The organism is Aeromonas veronii (assembly GCF_040215105.1).
Taxonomy (GTDB): Bacteria; Pseudomonadota; Gammaproteobacteria; order Enterobacterales; family Aeromonadaceae; genus Aeromonas; species Aeromonas veronii_G.
The window spans coordinates 316577-336003 of sequence record NZ_CP157875.1; the positions used below are offsets into that span (position 1 = coordinate 316577).

General features: G+C 61.8%; 17 protein-coding genes. 15 read left to right on the forward strand and 2 right to left on the reverse strand.

Features of this window, described 5'->3' with window-relative positions:
• Window positions 1–3 precede the first annotated feature (3 nt).
• The 9 genes from ftsE to hutH all read left to right on the forward strand — a co-directional run bounded on the left by ftsE (window position 4) and on the right by hutH (window position 10136).
• Complete coding sequence (gene ftsE / locus ABNP46_RS01550) at window positions 4–675, forward strand: cell division ATP-binding protein FtsE (RefSeq protein ID WP_349920683.1); 672 nt, start codon at window positions 4–6, stop codon at window positions 673–675.
• A gap of 67 nt (window positions 676–742) precedes the next feature.
• Window positions 743–1696: a permease-like cell division protein FtsX gene (ftsX, locus tag ABNP46_RS01555; protein ID WP_349920684.1), complete on the forward strand. Its 954-nt coding sequence runs from the start codon at window positions 743–745 to the stop codon at window positions 1694–1696.
• 456 nt (window positions 1697–2152) lie between these two features.
• Entirely contained in the window at window positions 2153–3007 is an 855-nt protein-coding gene (rpoH, locus tag ABNP46_RS01560) for an RNA polymerase sigma factor RpoH (RefSeq protein ID WP_349920685.1), read from the forward strand.
• A gap of 139 nt (window positions 3008–3146) precedes the next feature.
• Window positions 3147–3803, forward strand: a complete 657-nt coding sequence (gene can / locus ABNP46_RS01565; protein ID WP_349920686.1) for a carbonate dehydratase — start codon at window positions 3147–3149, stop codon at window positions 3801–3803.
• A gap of 11 nt (window positions 3804–3814) precedes the next feature.
• Window positions 3815–4519 (forward strand): histidine utilization repressor, encoded by a 705-nt coding sequence (gene hutC, locus ABNP46_RS01570; RefSeq protein WP_349920687.1) that lies wholly within the window; start codon window positions 3815–3817, stop codon window positions 4517–4519.
• Window positions 4520–4674: 155 nt separating this feature from the next.
• Complete coding sequence (hutI, locus tag ABNP46_RS01575; RefSeq protein ID WP_349920688.1) at window positions 4675–5922, forward strand: imidazolonepropionase; 1248 nt, start codon at window positions 4675–4677, stop codon at window positions 5920–5922.
• On the forward strand, window positions 5915–6853 hold the full coding sequence (gene hutG, locus ABNP46_RS01580; protein ID WP_349920689.1) for a formimidoylglutamase: 939 nt from the start codon (window positions 5915–5917) through the stop codon (window positions 6851–6853). Before hutI ends, hutG begins: the two co-directional genes overlap by 8 nt.
• Before the next feature lie 45 nt (window positions 6854–6898).
• A complete protein-coding gene (gene hutU / locus ABNP46_RS01585; RefSeq protein WP_349920690.1) occupies window positions 6899–8611 on the forward strand; it encodes a urocanate hydratase in 1713 nt (570 codons plus the stop codon).
• Window positions 8604–10136 (forward strand): histidine ammonia-lyase, encoded by a 1533-nt coding sequence (gene hutH, locus ABNP46_RS01590; protein WP_349920691.1) that lies wholly within the window; start codon window positions 8604–8606, stop codon window positions 10134–10136. Before hutU ends, hutH begins: the two co-directional genes overlap by 8 nt.
• A gap of 91 nt (window positions 10137–10227) precedes the next feature.
• Here the strand turns inward: hutH and ABNP46_RS01595 are convergent, their stop codons facing one another.
• Window positions 10228–11325: a calcium:proton antiporter gene (locus ABNP46_RS01595; protein ID WP_349920692.1), complete on the reverse strand. Its 1098-nt coding sequence runs from the start codon at window positions 11323–11325 to the stop codon at window positions 10228–10230.
• A 787-nt stretch (window positions 11326–12112) separates the two neighbouring features.
• Between ABNP46_RS01595 and ABNP46_RS01600 the strand changes: the two genes are divergently transcribed.
• Window positions 12113–14041 (forward strand): EAL domain-containing protein, encoded by a 1929-nt coding sequence (locus tag ABNP46_RS01600; protein WP_349920693.1) that lies wholly within the window; start codon window positions 12113–12115, stop codon window positions 14039–14041.
• 52 nt (window positions 14042–14093) lie between these two features.
• Here ABNP46_RS01600 and ABNP46_RS01605 read toward each other — a convergent pair whose 3' ends face one another.
• Window positions 14094–15029 carry a 1-aminocyclopropane-1-carboxylate deaminase/D-cysteine desulfhydrase gene (locus tag ABNP46_RS01605; RefSeq protein ID WP_349920694.1) on the reverse strand — a complete coding sequence of 312 codons (936 nt, stop codon included), beginning with the start codon at window positions 15027–15029 and terminating at the stop codon, window positions 14094–14096.
• 68 nt (window positions 15030–15097) lie between these two features.
• Between ABNP46_RS01605 and ABNP46_RS01610 the strand changes: the two genes are divergently transcribed.
• From ABNP46_RS01610 to mshL, 5 genes are all read left to right on the forward strand, one after another.
• The gene (locus tag ABNP46_RS01610; RefSeq protein WP_349920695.1) at window positions 15098–15961 is read left to right on the forward strand and encodes an MSHA biogenesis protein MshI; all 864 of its coding nucleotides are present in this window, start codon (window positions 15098–15100) and stop codon (window positions 15959–15961) included.
• A 94-nt stretch (window positions 15962–16055) separates the two neighbouring features.
• Window positions 16056–16649: a PilN domain-containing protein gene (locus ABNP46_RS01615; RefSeq protein ID WP_349920696.1), complete on the forward strand. Its 594-nt coding sequence runs from the start codon at window positions 16056–16058 to the stop codon at window positions 16647–16649.
• Complete coding sequence (gene pilO, locus ABNP46_RS01620; protein ID WP_349920697.1) at window positions 16649–17296, forward strand: type 4a pilus biogenesis protein PilO; 648 nt, start codon at window positions 16649–16651, stop codon at window positions 17294–17296. Before ABNP46_RS01615 ends, pilO begins: the two co-directional genes overlap by 1 nt.
• 1 nt (window position 17297) lies before the next feature.
• Window positions 17298–17654, forward strand: a complete 357-nt coding sequence (locus tag ABNP46_RS01625) for a SctD/MshK family protein (RefSeq protein WP_349922336.1) — start codon at window positions 17298–17300, stop codon at window positions 17652–17654.
• Window positions 17655–17723: 69 nt separating this feature from the next.
• Window positions 17724–19400, forward strand: a complete 1677-nt coding sequence (mshL, locus tag ABNP46_RS01630) for a pilus (MSHA type) biogenesis protein MshL (protein WP_349920698.1) — start codon at window positions 17724–17726, stop codon at window positions 19398–19400.
• Window positions 19401–19427: the final 27 nt, after the last annotated feature.

Sequence of the window (19427 nt, forward strand, 5' to 3'; positions counted from 1 at the left end):
CGAATGATTCGTTTCGATAAGGTCAGCAAGGTATACAGCGGCGGTCATCAGGCGCTGCAGAAAGTCAGCTTCCATTTGTGCAAAGGAGAGATGGCCTTCCTGACCGGTCACTCCGGGGCAGGCAAGAGTACCCTGCTCAAGCTCATCAGCGTGATGGAGCGGCCGACCGATGGCCGGGTCTTCTTCCACGGGGATGATGTCAGCCAGATCAAGCGGGGCCAGATCCCCTATGTGCGTCGCCAGATCGGCATGATCTTCCAGGATCACCGGCTGCTGATGGACAGAACCGTGTTCGACAACGTGGCCCTGCCTCTGGTGATCGATGGCTACAGCCATGGGGACATCAACAAGCGGGTGGCGGCGGCACTGGACAAGGTGGGGCTGCTCGGCAAGGAGCGTTACCAGCCACGCATGCTCTCCGGTGGTGAGCAGCAGCGGGTCGGCATCGCTCGTGCCATCGTCAACAAGCCGCCACTGCTGCTGGCGGATGAGCCTACCGGCAACCTGGATCCCCAGCTCTCCATGGACATCATGCGACTGTTCGAGGAGTTCAACCGCTTCGGCGTCTCGGTGCTGATCGCCACCCATGACCTGGGCCTCATCGCCCGCATGCGCTATCGCACCCTGACCCTCAAGGCGGGTCGCATGTATTCGCAAGAGCAGGAGGAGGCGTGATGTCCATGAGCCGCCATGAACAACCCTGGTTAGTGGTCACTGTCTCACGAAACGGGGAGGGCTACTGATGGCCATCGTTCGTCATAAACAGCCGCTGTTGCGCCGCCTCGTCATGTACTGGGTGGATCACCTGCGTCAGGCGTTTGCCAGCATGGGTGAGCTGTGGCGCAATCCGCTCGCCTCCCTGATGACCCTGGCGGTGCTCGGGGTCAGCCTGGCGTTGCCCTCCTGTTTCCACGTGCTGCTGAAAAACGCCGAGATCGTGGAGGGCAGCTGGCAGACCAGTTCCCAGATCTCTCTCTATCTGCGCAAGGACTTGCCGGAGCAGAGCATCCTCGACATGAAGCAGCGCGTCCTGCTCTACCCCGAGGTGGAGTCCGTCACCTACATGAACCGGGATGAGGCGCTGAAGGAGTTTCGGGAGATCTCCGGCTTTGGCGATGCCCTCGACTACCTCGACAGCAACCCCTTGCCCCCTGTGCTCAGCGTGATCCCGGATCCCCGCTGGCAGAACCCGGAAGGGGCCGCCGAGCTGCTCGCCAAGCTGGAAAACGAACCAGGTGTCGAGCAGGGCAAGCTGGATCTGCAGTGGCTGACCCGGTTGCAGGGGATCATGAACCTGCTGCGCCATACCATCACCGGTATCGCCGTGTTGCTGCTCTCCGCCGTACTGCTGATTGTCGGCAACACGTTGCGGCTGAATATCCTCAACCAGCGATCCGAGATCGAAGTGCTCAAACTGGTGGGGGCGACCGATGCCTTTATCCATCGTCCCTTCCTCTATACCGGCATCTGGTTCGGGGTCATCGGCGGCATGCTGGCCTGGTGGCTGACCGAGGTAATGGTGATCTGGAGTGAGGGCGTGGTGAAGGAGCTGGCCGGTCTCTACAACAGCAATTTCCGGTTGGTGGGAATGGGGGCCATCGATGGCTTCAATCTGATACTGCTGGGGGCCTTGTTGGGGCTGATTGCGTCCTGGTTTTCGGTACACAGACACATTCGCGACATAGAACCCTCCTGATTGATTTACCAGCGATGCAAAGCGCTGGATTTTGAGAACTGGATCAAGTAAAAGAAGGGCCCGTTTCTGGCACGGGCCAGTTTCTCAGAGTAATCTGAATGATACCTGATCGCAGGATCTTATCTGAGTCCCGTGAACCTTTTGATTTATAAGCAGTCTATTAAGTGCGACAGAATGTATACGGGTATGGCCCCTCTGCCTTGCTCGTCTGACTTGGCAAGCATGTGAAGGTTGCGAGCTCCGCAACAATGGACTTAGCATGCTACTTTTCAGGGGTCCTTTACTGTGACCCCTTTTTTTTGATTGTTCATTTATGATTCATCCCCCAGTCCTAAGATAAGCCGGGTTCGCGCTGTGGCCGCCGATGTTTGATTCAGGCCCCAGAATGGCATCCGGTCAGTAGACAGACCCTCTCAGGGTGTTAGACTGATTCGATTGAAAAGTAAGAGGTAGAACATGGGAACTTCATTGCAACGCACTATGGCCCTGATCCCGCAAGGTAGTCTGGAAGGCTATATCCAGGCAGTTAACTCGATTCCTGTGCTGAGCGCAGAGGAAGAGCGTGAACTGGCGACGCGTTTGCAGCAGGGTGGCGATCTCGAGGCTGCCCGTCAGCTGGTCATGTCTCACCTGCGTTTTGTTGTTCACGTGGCCAAGAGCTATGCCGGCTATGGTCTGCCCCAGGCCGATCTGGTGCAGGAAGGCAATATCGGCCTGATGAAGGCCGTCAAGCGCTTCGACCCGAGTGTCGGCGTGCGTCTGGTCTCCTTCGCCGTGCACTGGATCAAGGCCGAGATCCACGAATATGTGCTGCGCAACTGGCGCATGGTCAAGGTGGCGACCACCAAGGCCCAGCGCAAGCTCTTCTTCAACCTGCGCAAATCCAAGAAGCGTCTGGGCTGGTTCAGCCACGATGAGGTGCAGGCCGTTGCCGCCGAGCTGGGCGTGTCTCCGTCCGACGTGACCGAGATGGAAGCGCGGATGAGCAACTATGATCAGGCCTTCGATCTGGTCGGCGACGATGAAGACGAGGGTGGCTTTGCCCCGGTTCACTATCTGGAAGACAAGTCTTCCGATCTTGCTGCCACCATCGAGAACGACAACTGGGACAACCACGCCACCCGTCGTCTGAGTGCGGCCATGGCGACCCTGGATGAGCGCAGTCAGCACATCATCCGTGCCCGTTGGCTGGATGAAGAGAGCAAGACCACGTTGCAGGAGCTGGCCGATACCTACGGCGTTTCCGCGGAACGGGTGCGTCAGCTCGAGAAGAACGCGCTCAAGAAGTTGAAAGATGCCATGGATGCCTGAGGGCACTCCCGAGACGAAGCAGGGCCTGATGGCCCTGTTTTTGTATCTGCGTTACCAGCTCGGATCAGTGGTGACGCGGTGCCCCCAATGGCCTTGAATGTGTTATGTTGCCGTCGTTAACACTCTAGGGAGAGTTGAAGTGAAACTGTTAAACGACTTGTTTACCAATAACCGCGAGTGGGCGGAGCAGATCAAGGCCGAGGATCCCGAGTTCTTCGCGACCCTTTCCGCCCAGCAGGCGCCTGAATATCTCTGGATCGGTTGCTCCGACAGCCGGGTGCCCGCGAACCAGCTGATGGGGCTGCTGCCGGGGGACGTGTTCGTTCACCGCAACGTCGCCAACCTGGTGGTACACACCGACTTCAACTGCCTCTCCGTGCTGCAATATGCGGTCGAGGTGCTCAAGGTGAAACACATCATCGTCTGCGGCCACTACGGTTGTGGCGGTGTGCTGGCCGCCATGAAGAACACCGAGCTGGGCCTCATCGACAACTGGTTGCGCAACATCAAGGATGTCTACTTCAAGTACCGCGAGCAGCTCGATGCCATCGAAGACGAGCACGAGCGCCACGACTACCTGTGCGAGCTGAACGTGGCCGAGCAGGTGGCCAACGTCTGCCACACCACCATCATCCAGAACGCCTGGCGCAAGGGGCAGGAGCTGGCGGTGCACGGCTGGATCTACGGGATCAAGGACGGCCTGCTGCACGATCTGGATCTCTGCATCAGCGGCCCGGATCAGATTGCCGACGTCTACCGCGCCTGGCCGGACACCCGTCCGCCCCGCCGCCGCTGAGGATCCCGTCTTTGGCTCCAGCCCTCTATCTGCAGATCAAGCAACATATCCTCGACGGGATCCGCGAACGCCACTATCAGGCGGGGGACAGGATCCCGACCGAGGCGGCCCTGTGCGAGCAGTTTGCCGTGAGCCGGATGACGGTCAACAAGGCACTGCGGGAGCTGGTGACCGAGGGCTGGCTGGTGCGTACCGCCGGTTCCGGCAGCTTCGTGGCGGACAGACGGACAGAATCCCCGCTGCTGGCCATTCGCAACATCGCCGACGAGATCACCGAGCGGGGCAGTCAGTACAGCGCCCGGGTCATTCGTCTGCAGCGCCAGGCTGCCGACGAGAAGGTGGCGGTACGGCTCGGTTTGCGGGTGGGGGCACCCACCTTCCACAGCCTCATTGTCCATCAGGCGGATGGGGAGCCGTTGCAGCTGGAGGAGCGCTTTGTCGATGCGGAGCGTCTGCCGGAGTATGGCGGTCAGGACTTCACTCGCCAGACCCCGAACAGCTATCTGATGGAAGTCTGCCCTCTCTCGGAGATGGAGCATGTGGTGGAGGCCGTGTTGCCGAGCGCCGGTGAAGCGGGATTGTTGCAGGTGCGGGTCGATACACCTTGTCTGCTGCTGCACAGGCGTACCTGGTCGGACGGTTATCTGGTTTCCTACGCCAGATTGCTGTCACCCGGCTCTCGCTACAAGTTGAGTTCAAAGACTCAACTCAGCTAGCTGTATATACAAATAGTGCTAAACAAGCCCACCCATCCGGTGGGCTTTTTTGTGCCTAAACTCTAATAAACAGGCTGTTATCAAGATGTGAAATAGATCCTATCTTTCTCTTTCGAGATCGGCTATAAATTATTGTATATACATTTGAGGTCGCTATGAACAAGGAACTGTTGAACTGCGAGCGGGTCTGGCTCAACGTGACGCCCGCCACCCTGCGCCCGGATCTGGCGGACTACGGCCTGCTGGAACCCCATGCCCTGGGGATCCATGACGGCAAGATCCATGCCCTGGTGCCCATGCAGGACCTTCCCCTCGTCAGCAAGGGGCCCTATCCGGCTCACTGGCGCGATATGAAGGGCCGACTGGTCACGCCGGGTCTCATCGATTGCCATACCCATCTCATCTTTGCCGGCAGTCGCGCCGAGGAGTTCGAGCTGCGCCAGCGGGGTGTGCCCTATGCCGAGATTGCCCGCAAGGGAGGCGGTATCCTCAGTACGGTGCGGGCCACCCGCGCCGCCAGCGAGGATCAGCTTTATGAGCTGGCACTGCCGAGGATCAAGTCCCTGATCCGGGAAGGGGTCACCACGGTGGAGATCAAGTCCGGCTATGGCCTCACCCTGGCGGATGAGCTCAAGATGCTGCGGGTTGCCCGCAGATTGGGGGAGTCGCAACCCATCCGGGTCAAGACCACCCTGCTGGCGGCCCATGCGGTGCCTCACGAGTATCGCGATGATCCCGACTCCTGGGTGGAGACCATCTGTCAGGAGATCATCCCGGCCGCTGCCGAGGCGGGGCTGGCGGATGCGGTGGATGTCTTCTGCGAGCATATCGGTTTCTCCCTTGCCCAGACCGAGCAGGTCTATCTGGCGGCCAATCAATACGATCTCGCGGTGAAGGGGCACATGGAGCAGCTCTCCAACCTGGGGGGCAGCACGCTCGCCGCCCACTTCGGCGCCCTCTCGGTGGATCATCTGGAGCATTTGGACTCTGCCGGGATCCAGGCGCTTGCCCACCGCGGGGTGGTCGCGACCCTGCTGCCCACTGCGTTCTACTTCCTCAAGGAGACCAAGCAGCCCCCCGTCGAGGCGCTGCGCCGGGCCGGGGTGCCCATGGCGGTCTCCTCCGATATCAACCCGGGCACGGCCCCCATCGTCTCTTTGCGCATGGCCATGAACATGGCGTGCACTCTGTTCGGTCTGACGCCGCTCGAAGCCATGGCCGGGGTGACCCGTCATGCGGCCAGGGCTCTCGGCGAGCAGGAGCGGCTGGGCCAGTTGAGAGTGGGCATGCAGGCCGATTTCCTCGTCTGGAACTGTGCCCACCCGGCGGAGATCAGCTATCTCGTCGGTGTCGATCAGCTGGTCTGCCGGGTATTCAACGGTGAGGAGACGCTCCATGGATAAGCACTATCCGGTCGACATGTCGGTCTGGCAGGGGCGTCAGGATCCGGAAGATGGCGAGCTGGCACGACGCTGGCATGACAACGTCTTGCCTTGGCAAGAGGACGCCGCTCCCGGTGTGGCCCTGGTGGGTTTCGCCTGCGACGAAGGGGTGCGCCGCAACAAGGGGCGAGTGGGCGCCGCTGCTGCGCCTCAGGCTATCCGCAAGCTGTTGGCCAACAGCGCTTGGCATCTGAACCAACCGGTTTACGACAGCGGGGATCTGGCCTGTGAAGACGGCGATCTCGACGTCGCCCACGACCGGTTGGCAGAGCGGGTTGCCCGCCTGCTGGGCGAGGGACATTTTCCGTTGGTGCTCGGCGGGGGGCACGAGGTGGCCTTTGGCAGCTGGAGCGGCCTCAATCGTCATCTGGCGCAACAGGGGAGAGTGGGGATCATCAATCTGGATGCTCACTTCGACCTGCGCATGAAAGGGGAGCAGGCGAGCTCCGGCACCCCCTTCTTCCAGATTGCCGAGCAGTGCGCCGCCCAGGGCTCGGCGTTCCACTACGCCTGTCTCGGAGTGGCGGAGACTGCCAACACGGCGGCGCTCTTTGCCAGAGCTCAGACGCTGGGGGTCTGGCACGTGCTGGATGAGGCCATGACCCAAAGCGATCTGCCCACACTGCTAAACGGGCTGGATGCCTTTATCGCCCGCTGCGATCACCTCTATCTCACCATCGATCTCGATGTGCTGCCCGGTGCCGTCATGCCGGGAGTGAGTGCTCCCGCCGCCCGTGGGGTCGAGCTGGCGGTCATCGAACCCCTGATCGCCCATATCCGGGCCAGCGGCAAGCTCAGGCTCGCCGATCTGGCCGAGTACAACCCGAGTCTGGATCAGGACAACCGCAGCGCCCGCGTGGCCGCGCGTCTGATCCACCAGTTAACCAAGTAGCGATGCGCTGCATCGCCCGACCGTATCGATAAACAAGGAGTGTCTATGTCTGTACAACATCAGGATCCCCGCCACGATCCGAACCGCGTGATCCGCGCCCCGCGCGGCACTGAGCTGACCGCCAAGAGCTGGCTCACCGAGGCGCCCTTGCGGATGCTGATGAACAACCTGGATCCGGAAGTGGCCGAGCATCCCCAGTCTCTGGTGGTGTACGGTGGCATCGGCCGCGCTGCCCGCAACTGGGCCTGTTACGACAAGATCGTCGAGGTGCTGACCCGGCTGGAGGAGGATCAGACCCTGCTGGTGCAATCCGGCAAGCCGGTCGGGGTGTTCCAGACCCACAAGGACGCGCCCCGGGTGCTGATCGCCAACTCCAACCTGGTACCCCACTGGGCGAACTGGGAACACTTCAACGAGCTCGATAAGAAGGGCTTGATGATGTACGGCCAGATGACTGCCGGTTCCTGGATCTACATCGGCACCCAGGGCATAGTCCAGGGCACTTACGAGACCTTCTTCGCGGTGGCGAACCAGCACTTCGACGGCAAGCCGGCGGGCCGCTGGATCCTGACCGGTGGCCTCGGCGGCATGGGCGGCGCCCAGCCCCTGGCGGCCACCATGGCGGGCTTCTCCATGATCGCGGTGGAGTGCGACGAGACCCGCATCGATTTTCGCTTGAAGACCCGTTATGTGGACAAGAAGGCTCACAGCCTGGACGAGGCGCTGGCCATGGTCGAGGAGGCCAAACGCAGCGGCACTGCCGTCTCCGTCGGCCTGCTCGGCAACGCTGCCGATGTGTTCGCCGAGCTGGTGGCCCGTGGCATCACCCCGGACGTGGTGACCGACCAGACCTCCGCCCATGACCCCATTCACGGCTACCTGCCTCAGGGCTGGAGCGTTTCCCAGTGGCGTGAGCTGCAAAAAACCGCGCCCCAGGAGGTGAACCAGGCCGCCCGCCACTCCATGGCCCGTCAGGTCGAAGCCATGCTGACCCTGCAGGCCCGCGGTGCCGCGACGCTGGATTACGGCAACAATATCCGCCAGATGGCGCTGGAGGAGGGGGTGAAGAACGCCTTCGACTTCCCCGGCTTCGTGCCCGCCTATATTCGTCCGCTGTTCTGCGAAGGGATAGGCCCGTTCCGCTGGGTGGCCCTGTCCGGGGATCCGGAGGACATCTACAAGACGGATCAGAAGGTGAAAGAGTTGATCCCGGATGATCCTCACCTGCACAACTGGCTCGACATGGCCCGCGAGCGCATCGCCTTCCAGGGGCTGCCGGCGCGGATCTGCTGGGTCGGGGTCAAGGATCGGGTACGTCTCGGTCTTGCCTTCAACGAGATGGTGAAAAACGGCGAGCTGAAGGCCCCCGTGGTGATCGGTCGCGATCATCTGGACTCTGGCTCGGTGGCGAGCCCGAACCGTGAAACGGAATCCATGATGGATGGCTCGGATGCGGTCTCCGACTGGCCCTTGCTCAACGCCCTGCTCAATACCGCAGGCGGTGCGACCTGGGTCTCCCTGCACCACGGTGGTGGGGTGGGCATGGGCTTCTCCCAGCATTCCGGCGTGGTGATCGTCTGTGACGGCACGGATGATGCCGCCAAGCGGGTCGGCCGGGTGCTGCGCAACGATCCGGCTACCGGCGTGATGCGTCACGCGGATGCGGGCTACGAGATCGCCATCAATTGTGCCCATGAGGCGAAACTGGACCTGCCCATGCTGACTTCAGCTGGCAAAGGGGTGAAACAAGATGTTTGAACTCAATCTGTTGCCCGGTGAGCTGACCCTCGCCACCCTGCGCCGCGTCAGTCGCGAGCCGGTTCATATCAGCCTGGATCCGTCCGCCAGACCCGCCATCGAAGCCTCGGCTGCGGTCGTGACCAAGGTGATCGAGCAAAATCGCGTGGTCTACGGCATCAACACCGGTTTCGGTCTGTTGGCGAACACCCGCATCCCGGTGGAGCAGCTCGATGAGCTGCAACGCTCCATCGTGCTCTCCCACGCGGCGGGGATCGGCGAGTACATGAATGACGCCACCGTGCGGCTGATGATGGTGCTCAAGGTCAACTCCCTGGCGCGCGGCTTCTCCGGCATCCGGCTGGACGTGCTGCAGGCCCTGATGCGGCTCATCAATGCTGAGGTCTATCCTGTGGTGCCGAAGAAGGGCTCCGTCGGTGCCTCCGGCGACCTGGCTCCCCTGGCCCACATGAGCTGTCTGCTCATCGGTGAGGGCAAGGCCCGCCACAAGGGGGAGCTGCTGGATGCCGCTGCCGCGCTCAAGATTGCGGGGCTGTCACCCATTTCCCTGGCACCCAAAGAGGGGCTGGCCCTGCTCAATGGCACCCAGGCCAGTACTGCCTTCGCGTTGGAGGGCTTGTTCCACGCCGAGGATCTCTACGCAGGCGCCATCACTATCGGTGCCATGAGCGTGGAAGCGGCGCTCGGCAGCCGCCGTCCATTCGATGCCCGTATCCACGCGGTGCGCGGTCAGAGTGGGCAGATAGATGCGGCCACCTGCTATCGCCATCTGCTGGTGGATGGCAGCGAGATCGGCATGTCCCACCACAACTGCGAGAAGGTGCAGGATCCCTACTCCCTGCGCTGCCAGCCCCAGGTGATGGGGGCCTGTCTGACCCAGATCCGTCAGGCTGCCGAGGTGCTGGTGTGCGAGGCCAATGCGGTTTCCGACAACCCTCTGGTGTTTGCCGATGATGAGGAGATCCTCTCCGGCGGCAACTTCCACGCCGAGCCCGTGGCCTTTGCCGCTGACAACCTGGCACTGGCCATCGCCGAGATAGGATCGCTTTCCGAGCGGCGCATGGCCCTGCTGATCGATTCCCGCATGTCCGGTCTGCCGGCGTTTCTGGTCAACAACGGCGGGGTGAACTCGGGCTTCATGATTGCCCAGGTCACCTCGGCGGCGCTGGCCTCCGAGAACAAGACTTTGGCCCACCCGGCCTCGGTGGACAGCCTGCCCACCTCGGCGAACCAGGAGGATCACGTCTCCATGGCCACCTTCGCCGGTCGCCGTCTGGCGGACATGGCCGAGAACACCCGCGGCATCCTGGCCGTCGAATTGCTGGCGGCGGCTCAGGGGCTGGATTTCCGTGCTCCTCTGCGCAGCACCGAACTCATCGAACTGGCCAAGGGCCGGCTGCGTGCAGAAGTCAGCTTCTACGACAAGGACAGATATTTTGCACCGGATATCGAAGCCGCCGCTGCCTTGCTGGGCCGTGCCAGCTATAACGATCTGATCCCGGTCGGGGTACTGCCCAGCCTATAAGCTGCTTTCTCCCTCTTTCTGATTGAAGAGGGGAATAGAGATCCATAACAAAAGACCGCCTCGAGGGCGGTCTTTTCATTGTTGGTCGGGGTCAGCCCCGCTCGAACATCAGGAACAGATAGACCACGAACAGCACCAGATGGGTGGCGCCATGGAGGGCATTGGTACGGCCACTGCTGAAGGTGACCTTGCAGACCATGAGGGTGGTGATGAGCAGCACCATGTCGGCGGCAGAGAGGCCAAGGCGGACCTCCTGATCTATCAGGGTGCCGATGAACAGCACGGCGGGCACGGTGAGCGCTATGGTGGCCAGTACGGAACCGAAGTAGAGGTTCATGGCACGCTGCAGCTGGTTGTTGAAGGCGGCCTTGATGGCGCCAACGGCCTCGGGGGCCAGCACGATACAGGCGACGATGAAGCCCCCCAGCGCGGCTGGCGCATCCATCACATGAACCCCGTGATTGATGGGGATGGCGAGGGTCTTGGCCAGCAGGATCACCACCACCAGATAGGCGAGCAGCAGCAGGGTGTGGTAGACGTTGCTCTGCAGCGGGCCGTGGTGTTCTTCATGATCCTCGTGATCGCTGTCGACGAAGAAGTGGCTGTGGCTGCGGGTCTGGATCAGCAGGAAGACGCCGTAAAGCAGGATGGAGATGATGATCAGCATCCAGGACATGGCGCGGGACATGCTGCCAAGGTTGCCCCCTTCGGTGAAGTTCGGCAGCACCAGACAGAGCAGCGCCAGAGGGATGATGGCCACCAGGTAGGATTTCACACCGTCGAGGTTGAAGCTCTGGGTGTGGTAGCGCCAGCCTCCGAACAGCAGGGTGAAACCCACCAGGCCGTTGGTGACCAGCATCACCACGGCGAACATGGTGTCTCGCGCCATCTCGGGGTTGGGTTTGCCGGTCAGCATGACGGAGGAGATCATCACCACTTCGAGGGAGATGACCGACAGGGTCAGGATCAGGGTGCCAAAGGGTTCGCCCAGCTTGATGGCCAGGGCATCGGAGTGTCGCACGACGGAGAAGATGGCCCAGGTGACGATGGCGAGCAGGGCCAGGGAGACCGGCAGATAGATGGCAAGGGGAGTGGCCTCCGTCAGCAGATCGCTGCCTTGTGTCTTGAAGAACAGCAGGGTCAGCAGGCTGACGGGCAGGGAAAGCTCTTGCCGGATAAATGACTTCATAGGCGGTAGTTCTCATCTCGGGTCGGCGGTGACCGACGGGGACAGGACAGTCCGTCATGGACCATGGCGAATCCGCACATGATAAGGGTAGTTGTCGGCAGGACGCAGCATTTTTCCCGCGGGATCTATGCAAAATTCGCTGGTGGGCATGCGTTGCTGCGTATCCGCGGGTGGGCAACAAAGTGGCGCTATCCCGCAGCCAGAAGGACAGTGTCATTACCAGGGGTCAAATGGAGAGTTGATGAGGGTGGAGAGGACTCATTACCGCAAGCTGAGTCGAGAAGTGAGGCGTTTCACATCAAATGGCTTGAACATGGAGGCGCAACATCAAGGGGGCTCACCCTGGTTCATTAGTTGTTTCAATTTGATAAATGCAAAAAACCTTTGAGCGTTTAATTGCTAAGTCATTGATAAATTCTGGTTTAGTCGAATCTGGTGGTTAAGATTCAATCGTGAACCTGTCATAAGTGACAATTGTCCAGCTTATCCGAACTGGTTTAGAGTAGCCCCGCGGTTTGACTCACCGTGTGTTCAATACTCCTGTATCTATTTTTGTCAGTAGCACAGAGTGTTAGTTTTGATATTGAGTGTTTCTTTTGGTCCCCTCTGCGGGACCATTTTTCTGCCCGCTTTTCTCCCCTCATCCGTCTGCTGTCTGGCCTCCGCCGTCAACGCCCATCCCCTTGTCGCCATTTAATTACGAAGCGGGATCTTCATCCATAGGCGGGTTTTGGCCAAGGCTGATACCATGATGCCCTAATGGATGCCGTCGGCTACGGAAAGACACATGAAACTGACCACTCAACTCGTCTCTTTTATTACGCTGTGCGTGATCCTGGCCATGACCATGGTGCTGCTCGGCGGGGTGTTCAGCTTTCGTCAGATGGGGATGGAGCTGCAGCAGAACCGGGTCGACTCCCTGGTGGAGATCATCGACAAACAGGTAGGGGCCGCCGACGATCCCCAGGATCTGGCCCGCTGGCTGCCCTCCCTGCTGCGTGCTTCCCACGTGGTCGAGCTGGAGATCCGCCAGGACAAGCAGCGGGTCTACTGGTTTCGTGATGTGCAGCAGCAGACCGACGAGAGCCTGCTGATCCCCTACAGCAAGGCGATCCCCCATCAGAGCGGCATGCGGGCCGAGTTCAAGCTGGAGCGGCCGTTCAAGGAGTTTGAATACTCCATGCAGGCCATGTCCGGCATCTCCCTCGGGGTGACCATAGTCGTGTTCGGGCTCTGGTACTCCATTCGCTGGCTGCGGCTGCAACTGCGCGGGGCCGAGCTCCTGGCCGAGCGGGCCCAGCTTATTCTGGATGGCAAACTCGGCAAGCTGGCTCACGATCCGGCCGACGAGTGGCCCGTCTCCGCCAGCCAGGCACTCAATCATCTGCTGGCGGAGCTGGCCGATGCCCGCAAGGAGCGCAGCCGCTTCGACAACTTCATCCGCAGCAATGCCTTCGTCGACAAGGTGACCGGTATCGGCAACCGCCTGTTCTTCGACAACCGGATGGAGAGCGCCATCATGGAGGCGAGCGTGATCAGCGGTGGTGTCATGCTGATCGAACTGGCCGGGCTGGAGGAGCTGGATCCCGAGCTGACGGGGCGCCCCAGCCAGGAGCTGCTGATGGAGGCGAGCGCCTCCATCGGTACCTTCGTGCGCAAGCACAGCGGCGCTCTTCAGGCCCGCTATGCCGGCCAGGTGTTCGCCGTGCTGTTGCCCAACATGTCAGAGAGCGAGATGGTCGATGGTGCCGGCCAGCTGCTCAAGAGCCTGCAGCGTCTGCATTGGCCGGAAGCGGTCAACGTCGAAACCGCCATTTATCTCGGTGCGGTCTGCTATCAGGCACAGGATTCACTGCTCAAGGTGCAGGAAGAAGCAGAACTGGCGCTCAAGAGCGCTCGTTTGCAGGGCCACAGCGGCTGGTTCCTGTTCGAGAAATCCCTGGATGAGGAGGGAAGCAGCAAGGGGACGGTACGCTGGCGGACCCTGATCACCCGACGCATCGAGGAGCAAGGGGTCCACTTCTATCTGCAACCTGTCCAGCAGGAGCAGGATCAGGTGATCTTGCAGCAAGAACTGCTGATCCGCATCCAGGATGAACATGAGCGGGAGCTGCAGGCCGGGGTCTTCATGCCGATGGCGGAGAAAGCCGGGCTGCTGTTGCCGCTGGACAAACTGGTGGTCGCCCGCACCTTGCGTCTGCTGCGCCAGCGCCCGGAAGGCGGTTGCCCCATCAGCCTCTCCCTCTGTGCCCAGAGCCTGCTCAACCGGGAGTTCCAGCGCGAACTCTTCTTCGACCTGTTCCAGCTACCGCGCAGCACCAACCAGACCCTGGTGTTGCAGTTGTCGGAGGCCCAGGTGACCCGTCACTACGAGGCCCTCAAGCGACCGCTGCGGGCACTGCGCATGCTGGGTTGCCAGCTGGCCATCGATCATGCGGGCCAGGATGTGGTGAGCACCCAATACATCAAGGAGTTCGAGATCAACTTCCTCAGGCTGCACCCCAGCCTGGTGCGGGAGATCCACCTGCGTCAGGTCAACCAGATGGCGGTGCGCAGCCTGGTGGGGGGCTGTGCCAATACCCAGACCCGGGTGATTGCGGTGGGGGTAGAGAGCGGCGACGAGTGGAAGATGCTGCGCCATCTTGGCGTGCATGCGGGGCAGGGGCCCTGGTTCGCCGAGCCCAGCCGGCTGCCGGCAGAAGCCGCCAGCGTCTGAACCGTCTTGGCGGCGTTACCTTCTCAAGGGGCCGCCATGTCTGGGGCCCCCTTCAGAGGCGACCCTGCTCTCTCAGGCCTGCCAGCCCCTGCAGACCGCCGGTGTGGATGAAGACGATCTCGCTGCCACGGGGAATGTGACCCGCCGCCAGCTCCCGAAACAGTCCCCAGATCGCCTTGCCGCTGTAGATGGGTTCCAGCGGCAGACCGGTCTGGGCACCGAATGCCTGCACCCACTGCCACATCTCCCGGCTGAATCTGGCATAGCCTCCGTCGTGGTGATCCAGTGCGATGCGCCAGCCCGGGGTGCTGGCGGCCGGGGGATGAAGCCGGCACACCTCGTCATGAATGAAGGCGCCGCCCTTGAGGACGGCGATGGCCAGTATCTGCTCCGCTTCCCGTTTGCCCGCAACCAGCCCCGCGAGGGTACCGCCACTGGCGCAGGGCAATACCCAGAGATCCGGCGAGAAGGGCACCTCGGCCACCAGTTCGGCCACGCCGGGAATGGCCAAGGGGCTACTTCCCCCTTCGGGGACAATCAGGGTATGTTGGGTCTCAAACTGAGCCAGCCACTCGGAATCCTGGCGTCGCCGGTAGCTCTGTCGGTCCACGAACTGAAGGGTCATGCCCCACTCGCTGGCGGCTCGAAGGGTGGAGTTGCTGACTGAGTCGGCTTCACCGCGTATGATGCCCGTGGTGCGCAGTCCGGCACGGTGGCCCGCTGCCGCCAGTGCATGGATGTGATTGGAGTAGGCGCCACCAAATGAAAGCAGGTGATGTTTTCCCTCCCGCTTTGCCTGCAACAGATGGTATTTGAGCTTTCTCCATTTGTTGCCGGAGAGGGTCGGGTGGATGAGATCGTCCCGTTTGCACCAGAGCCTGACCCCGTGGACATCCAGCAAGGGATGTTGGACGGGGTACAGAGGGGAGGGAATGAGGGGCGCCTCGGTCTGGGGCAGCGCAGTGCCCTGCCATGCATCATCTTTCATAAATATGGAAGCTAATAGCCTGTTTATGTTAAGGTTTAATCCGTTTCACGCAGCCAGGACCGGTCTCGATGAAATCACTTTTCCGTCGTTCGCTTCCCAGCCATCAGGTCGGACTCCTGTTGGCCAGCGATCGCATCCTGCTGGCCTGTGTGGAGCCACGCCCTCTCTTCATCAGCCGTGCCATCAATGGCCCCCACGAGTGGGCCCAGGCCATGGGCGAGCTGTTCGGCCAGCATGGGCTGGCCAAGTCTAAGGTGCGGGTGGCGCTGGCCGCCAGCCTTTATCAACAGATCCAGATAGACAAGCCTGCCGTCCCCGATGCCGAGATGGCGGGGGCCCTGCCCTGGGCCATCAAGGATTTCGTCAACGAACCCGTGCTCCAGCTTGCCATGGACTATGTGGACCTGCCGACACCGCCGGCCGGCCGACCCAGGGTCAACGTGATCTGCCTGCCCAAGAGCCGGGTGCAACAGTTGGCGGATGCCGTCAACGGGGTCGCACAGCTGGACGCCATCGTCAGCGACGAACTGGCCATGACGGCCCTGTACGAGGCGGATCAGACGGTGCGTATCCTGCTCTGGCAGCCAAAGGGCCAGGATCTGCAACTGCTGGTGTTTCATCAGGGGGGGCTCTGCTTCTCGCGCCAGTTGCGCGGCTTTGGCAGCCTCACCGGCGGCCAGGAGCCGGATCCCGACCTGCTCGATGGGTTGGCCCTCGAGATCCAGCGCTCCATCGACTATCTCGCCGGTCAGCTCAAGCTGCCTGAGCCGGGCCAGATGCAGCTTGCCATCGCCTCCTCCTCCATCGGCCATCTGGTGCGTCACCTGGAACAGGCCTTCGGCTTCCCGGTGTCTGCCATGGCCAACAAGGCGGTCCTTGCCGGGGTTGAGTATCTCTCGGCCTACGGTGCTGCCCTGGGAGGTGAGCGATGATGCAGGCTGTCAATTCGTCGACCCTGAACGGCACATGCCCGGCCGGAGTTGAGTCTCTCTCGACTTGTGGCGCCGCCTTGGGCAGGAACGAATGATGAAGCGTCATATCAACCTATACGGGGCCGAGTTCAGGCCCAAGCGCCAGTGGGCCAGCCTCAACCAGATGGCCTTGGCCTGGGGCAGTGCCTTGCTGCTGCTGCTCGTCGTCGCTGCCTTCTATGGCTGGCAGCAACAGGGAGTCAGCCGCGAGCTGGGACAACTGCGGGTGGCGCTCGATGTCAAACGTGGGGAAGCCCAGCGCCTGGACGCCGAGCTTGCCCGTCATCAGGCCGATACCCAGTTGCAACAACAGCTGGTCAGCCGGCAGGAGGAGCTGAGTGCCAGGCAGGGGCTGATGCAGCAGCTTGGCAACCTCTCCTTGCAAAAATCCCAGGGTTACGCCGGCTTGATGGCGGATCTCGCCCGCCTGCGGGATGCCCGTCTCTCCCTGCAACGGATCGAGATCAGCGAGGGGCACATCAACCTCTCCGGCTTCGCCGAGCGCAGTCAGGATGTGCCCGCCTGGGTGAACCGTTTCAAACAGACGCCGTCCCTGGCGGGCAAGCAGTTCGGTGAGCTGACCCTGAGCCGGGACAAGGAGGGCCAACTGGCCTTCCAGCTCAGCGGCATCGAGCAGGAGAAGCCCTGATGGAGTTGAAAGCACAGTGGCAGGCATGGGCCCAGAAAGTGGCCGCCCTCAGCTTGCGAGAGCGGGTACTGATCCTGCTGACCGGCCTGGTGCTGGCCGGGGCCATCGGGATCTACGGCTGGCTGGATGCCGCCGACACCCGGCTGAGCCAGGATCGCGCCGCCCTGACCGCCGCCCAGCGGGATCTGGAGATCCTCGACCTCGAGAATCAGGGCAAGCAGGCCAGGCTGGCACGGGATCCCAATGCCCAGGTACGTGAGCAGCTGGCGCGGGTAGACGCGGATCTCGCCAGGCTGGATGCCGAGCTCAAGGCCCAGACGGTGGATCTGATCCCGGCCCGGGAGATGCCCGCCGTGCTGGAGGCCCTGCTGTCCCGCTCCGCCAACCTGCACATGCTGTCCCTGACCTCGCTCAAACCCGAACCCCTGATGGCGGGAGAGCAGAAGGTCAACCTGTTCAGACACGGGATCCGCCTCCAGCTGGAGGGGGGGTATTTCGATGTCTACCAGTATCTGAAGGCGCTGGAGGCATTGCCCCGCCACTTCTATTGGCAGAGGTTCGACTACAGGGTGGAGGAACACCCCAAGGCCGCGGTGATGATGGAGATCTACACCCTCAGCACCAGCAAGGAGTTTATCCGTGGCTAACATGCTGATAAATAAAAATAATATTCCATGGCTGTCAGGCTCGGCCTGGTGTCTGCTGTGGACCTGCCTGCTGAGCCCCCTGGCCCAGGCCGAGGTATTGCAGGATCCGACGGCCCCGCTGGCGGGGATGAGTGCCAGCAAGGGGGCGAACCCGTCCGCCACGGCCGGCGTGCCGAGGCTGCAGAGCATCATCATCGGCAACGGTCCTGCCCTCGCGGTGATCAATGGCCAGAGCTATCGGGTCGGTCAGCGGATAGAGGGCTACCAGCTGGTCGCCATCAGCGCCGATGCCGTGGTATTGGAGAAGGGGGGCCAGCGTCAGTCGCTGACCCTGTTTGGTAGCAAGATACGGATGTAAATCGGCACCGTGCGGGATGTTATGGGCCGGGTTTGTCGAGTTTAATTGCGAGTCAGGTGCGCTAATTACATGAAAAAACACCATTTCTGTCTGCTTCCCCTCGCGTTGGCGGTAGCGGGTTGCACAACCTACAAGCACCCTGAGCCGGTGCAGGCCAAGGATGCCCTCAAGCAGGCCATGGCGGAGCAGGCTCCGACCACCCCTCTGACGACCTTGCCCCCTTCGGTGCAAAGCGAGCTGCTGCAGCTCAATCGCCCCCAGCAGCCGATGGCCATCCCCGAGAAACGGCTGCGGATCGCGGCCCATGACGTGGATGCGGTCGAGTTCTTCGGCTCCCTGTTCAAGGGCTCCCGCTACAGCGTGGCGGTGCATCCCGGGGTGGCGGGTTCCATCTCGGTGGAGCTCAAGGATGTGACCCTGCAGGAGGCCCTCGCCACCGTGGGGGACATGTACGGCTTCGATGTGCAGCGCAAGGGCAACGTGTTCCACATCTATCCCGCCGGTCTTCGCACCGAGACCATCCCGGTCAACTACCTGATGATGGCCCGCCGTGGCCTCTCCCGCACCTCGGTCAGTACCGGCGGCGTGACCGCGAACGACAACAACAATAACGGCAATAACAACAACTTCGACAACGGCCTGAACAACAGCGGCAACAACAACTTCGGCTCCTCCGACAACGGTGACAACAACACCAACAGTAACGGCACCCGGATCGAGACGGACAGCAACAACGACTACTGGACCGATCTGAGGGACTCCCTGCAGACCCTGGTCGGCAACGGTGAAGGCCGGGCCATCATCACCAGCCCTCAGGCCGGTCTGGTGACGGTGCGGGCTTACCCCAAGGAGCTCAAGGCGGTGCGCGAGTTCCTCGAGCAATCCGGTGAACACCTCAAGCGCCAGGTGGTGCTGGAGGCGCGGATCCTCGAGGTCTCCCTCAACGAAGGCTACGAGCAGGGGGTGGACTGGAGCGGCCTCTCCGCCAGCTGGGATGGTGGCAAGGGGATCACCGGCGGCGGTTCCTTGCTGAAAAGCCCCATCGCCAGCACCCCGAACCAGATCTTCCGGGCTCTGGGAGGCGGTGCCGGCTTCACCATCTCGGACGGCAACTTCAACGTGGCGGTCAGCCTGCTCAAGACCCAGGGGGACGTGAACACGCTCTCCAGCCCCCGGGTGACTGCGACCAACAACCAGAAGGCGGTGATCAAGGTGGGGACGGATGAATACTTTGTCACCAACGCCTCCACCACCACCACTACCTCGGGCAACTCCGCGCCCATCGTCACCCCCAACGTGGAGCTGACCCCCTTCTTCTCCGGCATCGCCCTGGACGTGACGCCGCAGATCGATGAGGCGGGCCGGGTGTTGCTGCACATCCACCCCTCGGTCATCGACACCGAGGAGCAGAGCAAGACCATCAACGTCGGCACCGCCGCTCCTCTGGTGCTGCCGCTGGCCAAGAGCTCCATCCGCGAGTCGGATACCGTGGTGCAGGCCAACAATGGCGACATCGTCGTTATCGGCGGCCTGATGAAGACCGACAAGCAGGAGATCGTCAGCAAGGTGCCCCTGCTCGGCGACATCCCCTGGGTCGGTGAAGCCTTCACCAACCGCCGCGAGAGCACCAAGAAGGTGGAGCTGGTGATCATGCTCAAGCCCACCGTGGTGGAGAAGGGCACCTGGCAGAACGAGTTGCAGCGCTCCTCCGAACTGCTCGACAAGTGGTACCCGCCCAAGGGCTAAGCCATGAGAGTGCAGCGACTCGCTTCC

What these genes read in the sequence shown, in the direction of transcription:
- ftsE (WP_349920683.1), top strand. Translation starts at nt 4, where the DNA reads ATGATTCGTTTCGATAAGGTCAGCAAGGTATACAGCGGCGGTCATCAG.
- ftsX (WP_349920684.1), top strand. Translation starts at nt 743, where the DNA reads ATGGCCATCGTTCGTCATAAACAGCCGCTGTTGCGCCGCCTCGTCATG.
- rpoH (WP_349920685.1), top strand. Translation starts at nt 2,153, where the DNA reads ATGGGAACTTCATTGCAACGCACTATGGCCCTGATCCCGCAAGGTAGT.
- hutI (WP_349920688.1), top strand. Translation starts at nt 4,675, where the DNA reads ATGAACAAGGAACTGTTGAACTGCGAGCGGGTCTGGCTCAACGTGACG.
- hutG (WP_349920689.1), top strand. Translation starts at nt 5,915, where the DNA reads ATGGATAAGCACTATCCGGTCGACATGTCGGTCTGGCAGGGGCGTCAG.
- hutU (WP_349920690.1), top strand. Translation starts at nt 6,899, where the DNA reads ATGTCTGTACAACATCAGGATCCCCGCCACGATCCGAACCGCGTGATC.
- hutH (WP_349920691.1), top strand. Translation starts at nt 8,604, where the DNA reads ATGTTTGAACTCAATCTGTTGCCCGGTGAGCTGACCCTCGCCACCCTG.
- ABNP46_RS01595 (WP_349920692.1), bottom strand. Translation starts at nt 11,325, where the DNA reads ATGAAGTCATTTATCCGGCAAGAGCTTTCCCTGCCCGTCAGCCTGCTG.
- ABNP46_RS01600 (WP_349920693.1), top strand. Translation starts at nt 12,113, where the DNA reads ATGAAACTGACCACTCAACTCGTCTCTTTTATTACGCTGTGCGTGATC.
- ABNP46_RS01605 (WP_349920694.1), bottom strand. Translation starts at nt 15,029, where the DNA reads ATGAAAGATGATGCATGGCAGGGCACTGCGCTGCCCCAGACCGAGGCG.
- ABNP46_RS01610 (WP_349920695.1), top strand. Translation starts at nt 15,098, where the DNA reads ATGAAATCACTTTTCCGTCGTTCGCTTCCCAGCCATCAGGTCGGACTC.
- ABNP46_RS01615 (WP_349920696.1), top strand. Translation starts at nt 16,056, where the DNA reads ATGAAGCGTCATATCAACCTATACGGGGCCGAGTTCAGGCCCAAGCGC.
- pilO (WP_349920697.1), top strand. Translation starts at nt 16,649, where the DNA reads ATGGAGTTGAAAGCACAGTGGCAGGCATGGGCCCAGAAAGTGGCCGCC.
- ABNP46_RS01625 (WP_349922336.1), top strand. Translation starts at nt 17,298, where the DNA reads ATGCTGATAAATAAAAATAATATTCCATGGCTGTCAGGCTCGGCCTGG.
- mshL (WP_349920698.1), top strand. Translation starts at nt 17,724, where the DNA reads ATGAAAAAACACCATTTCTGTCTGCTTCCCCTCGCGTTGGCGGTAGCG.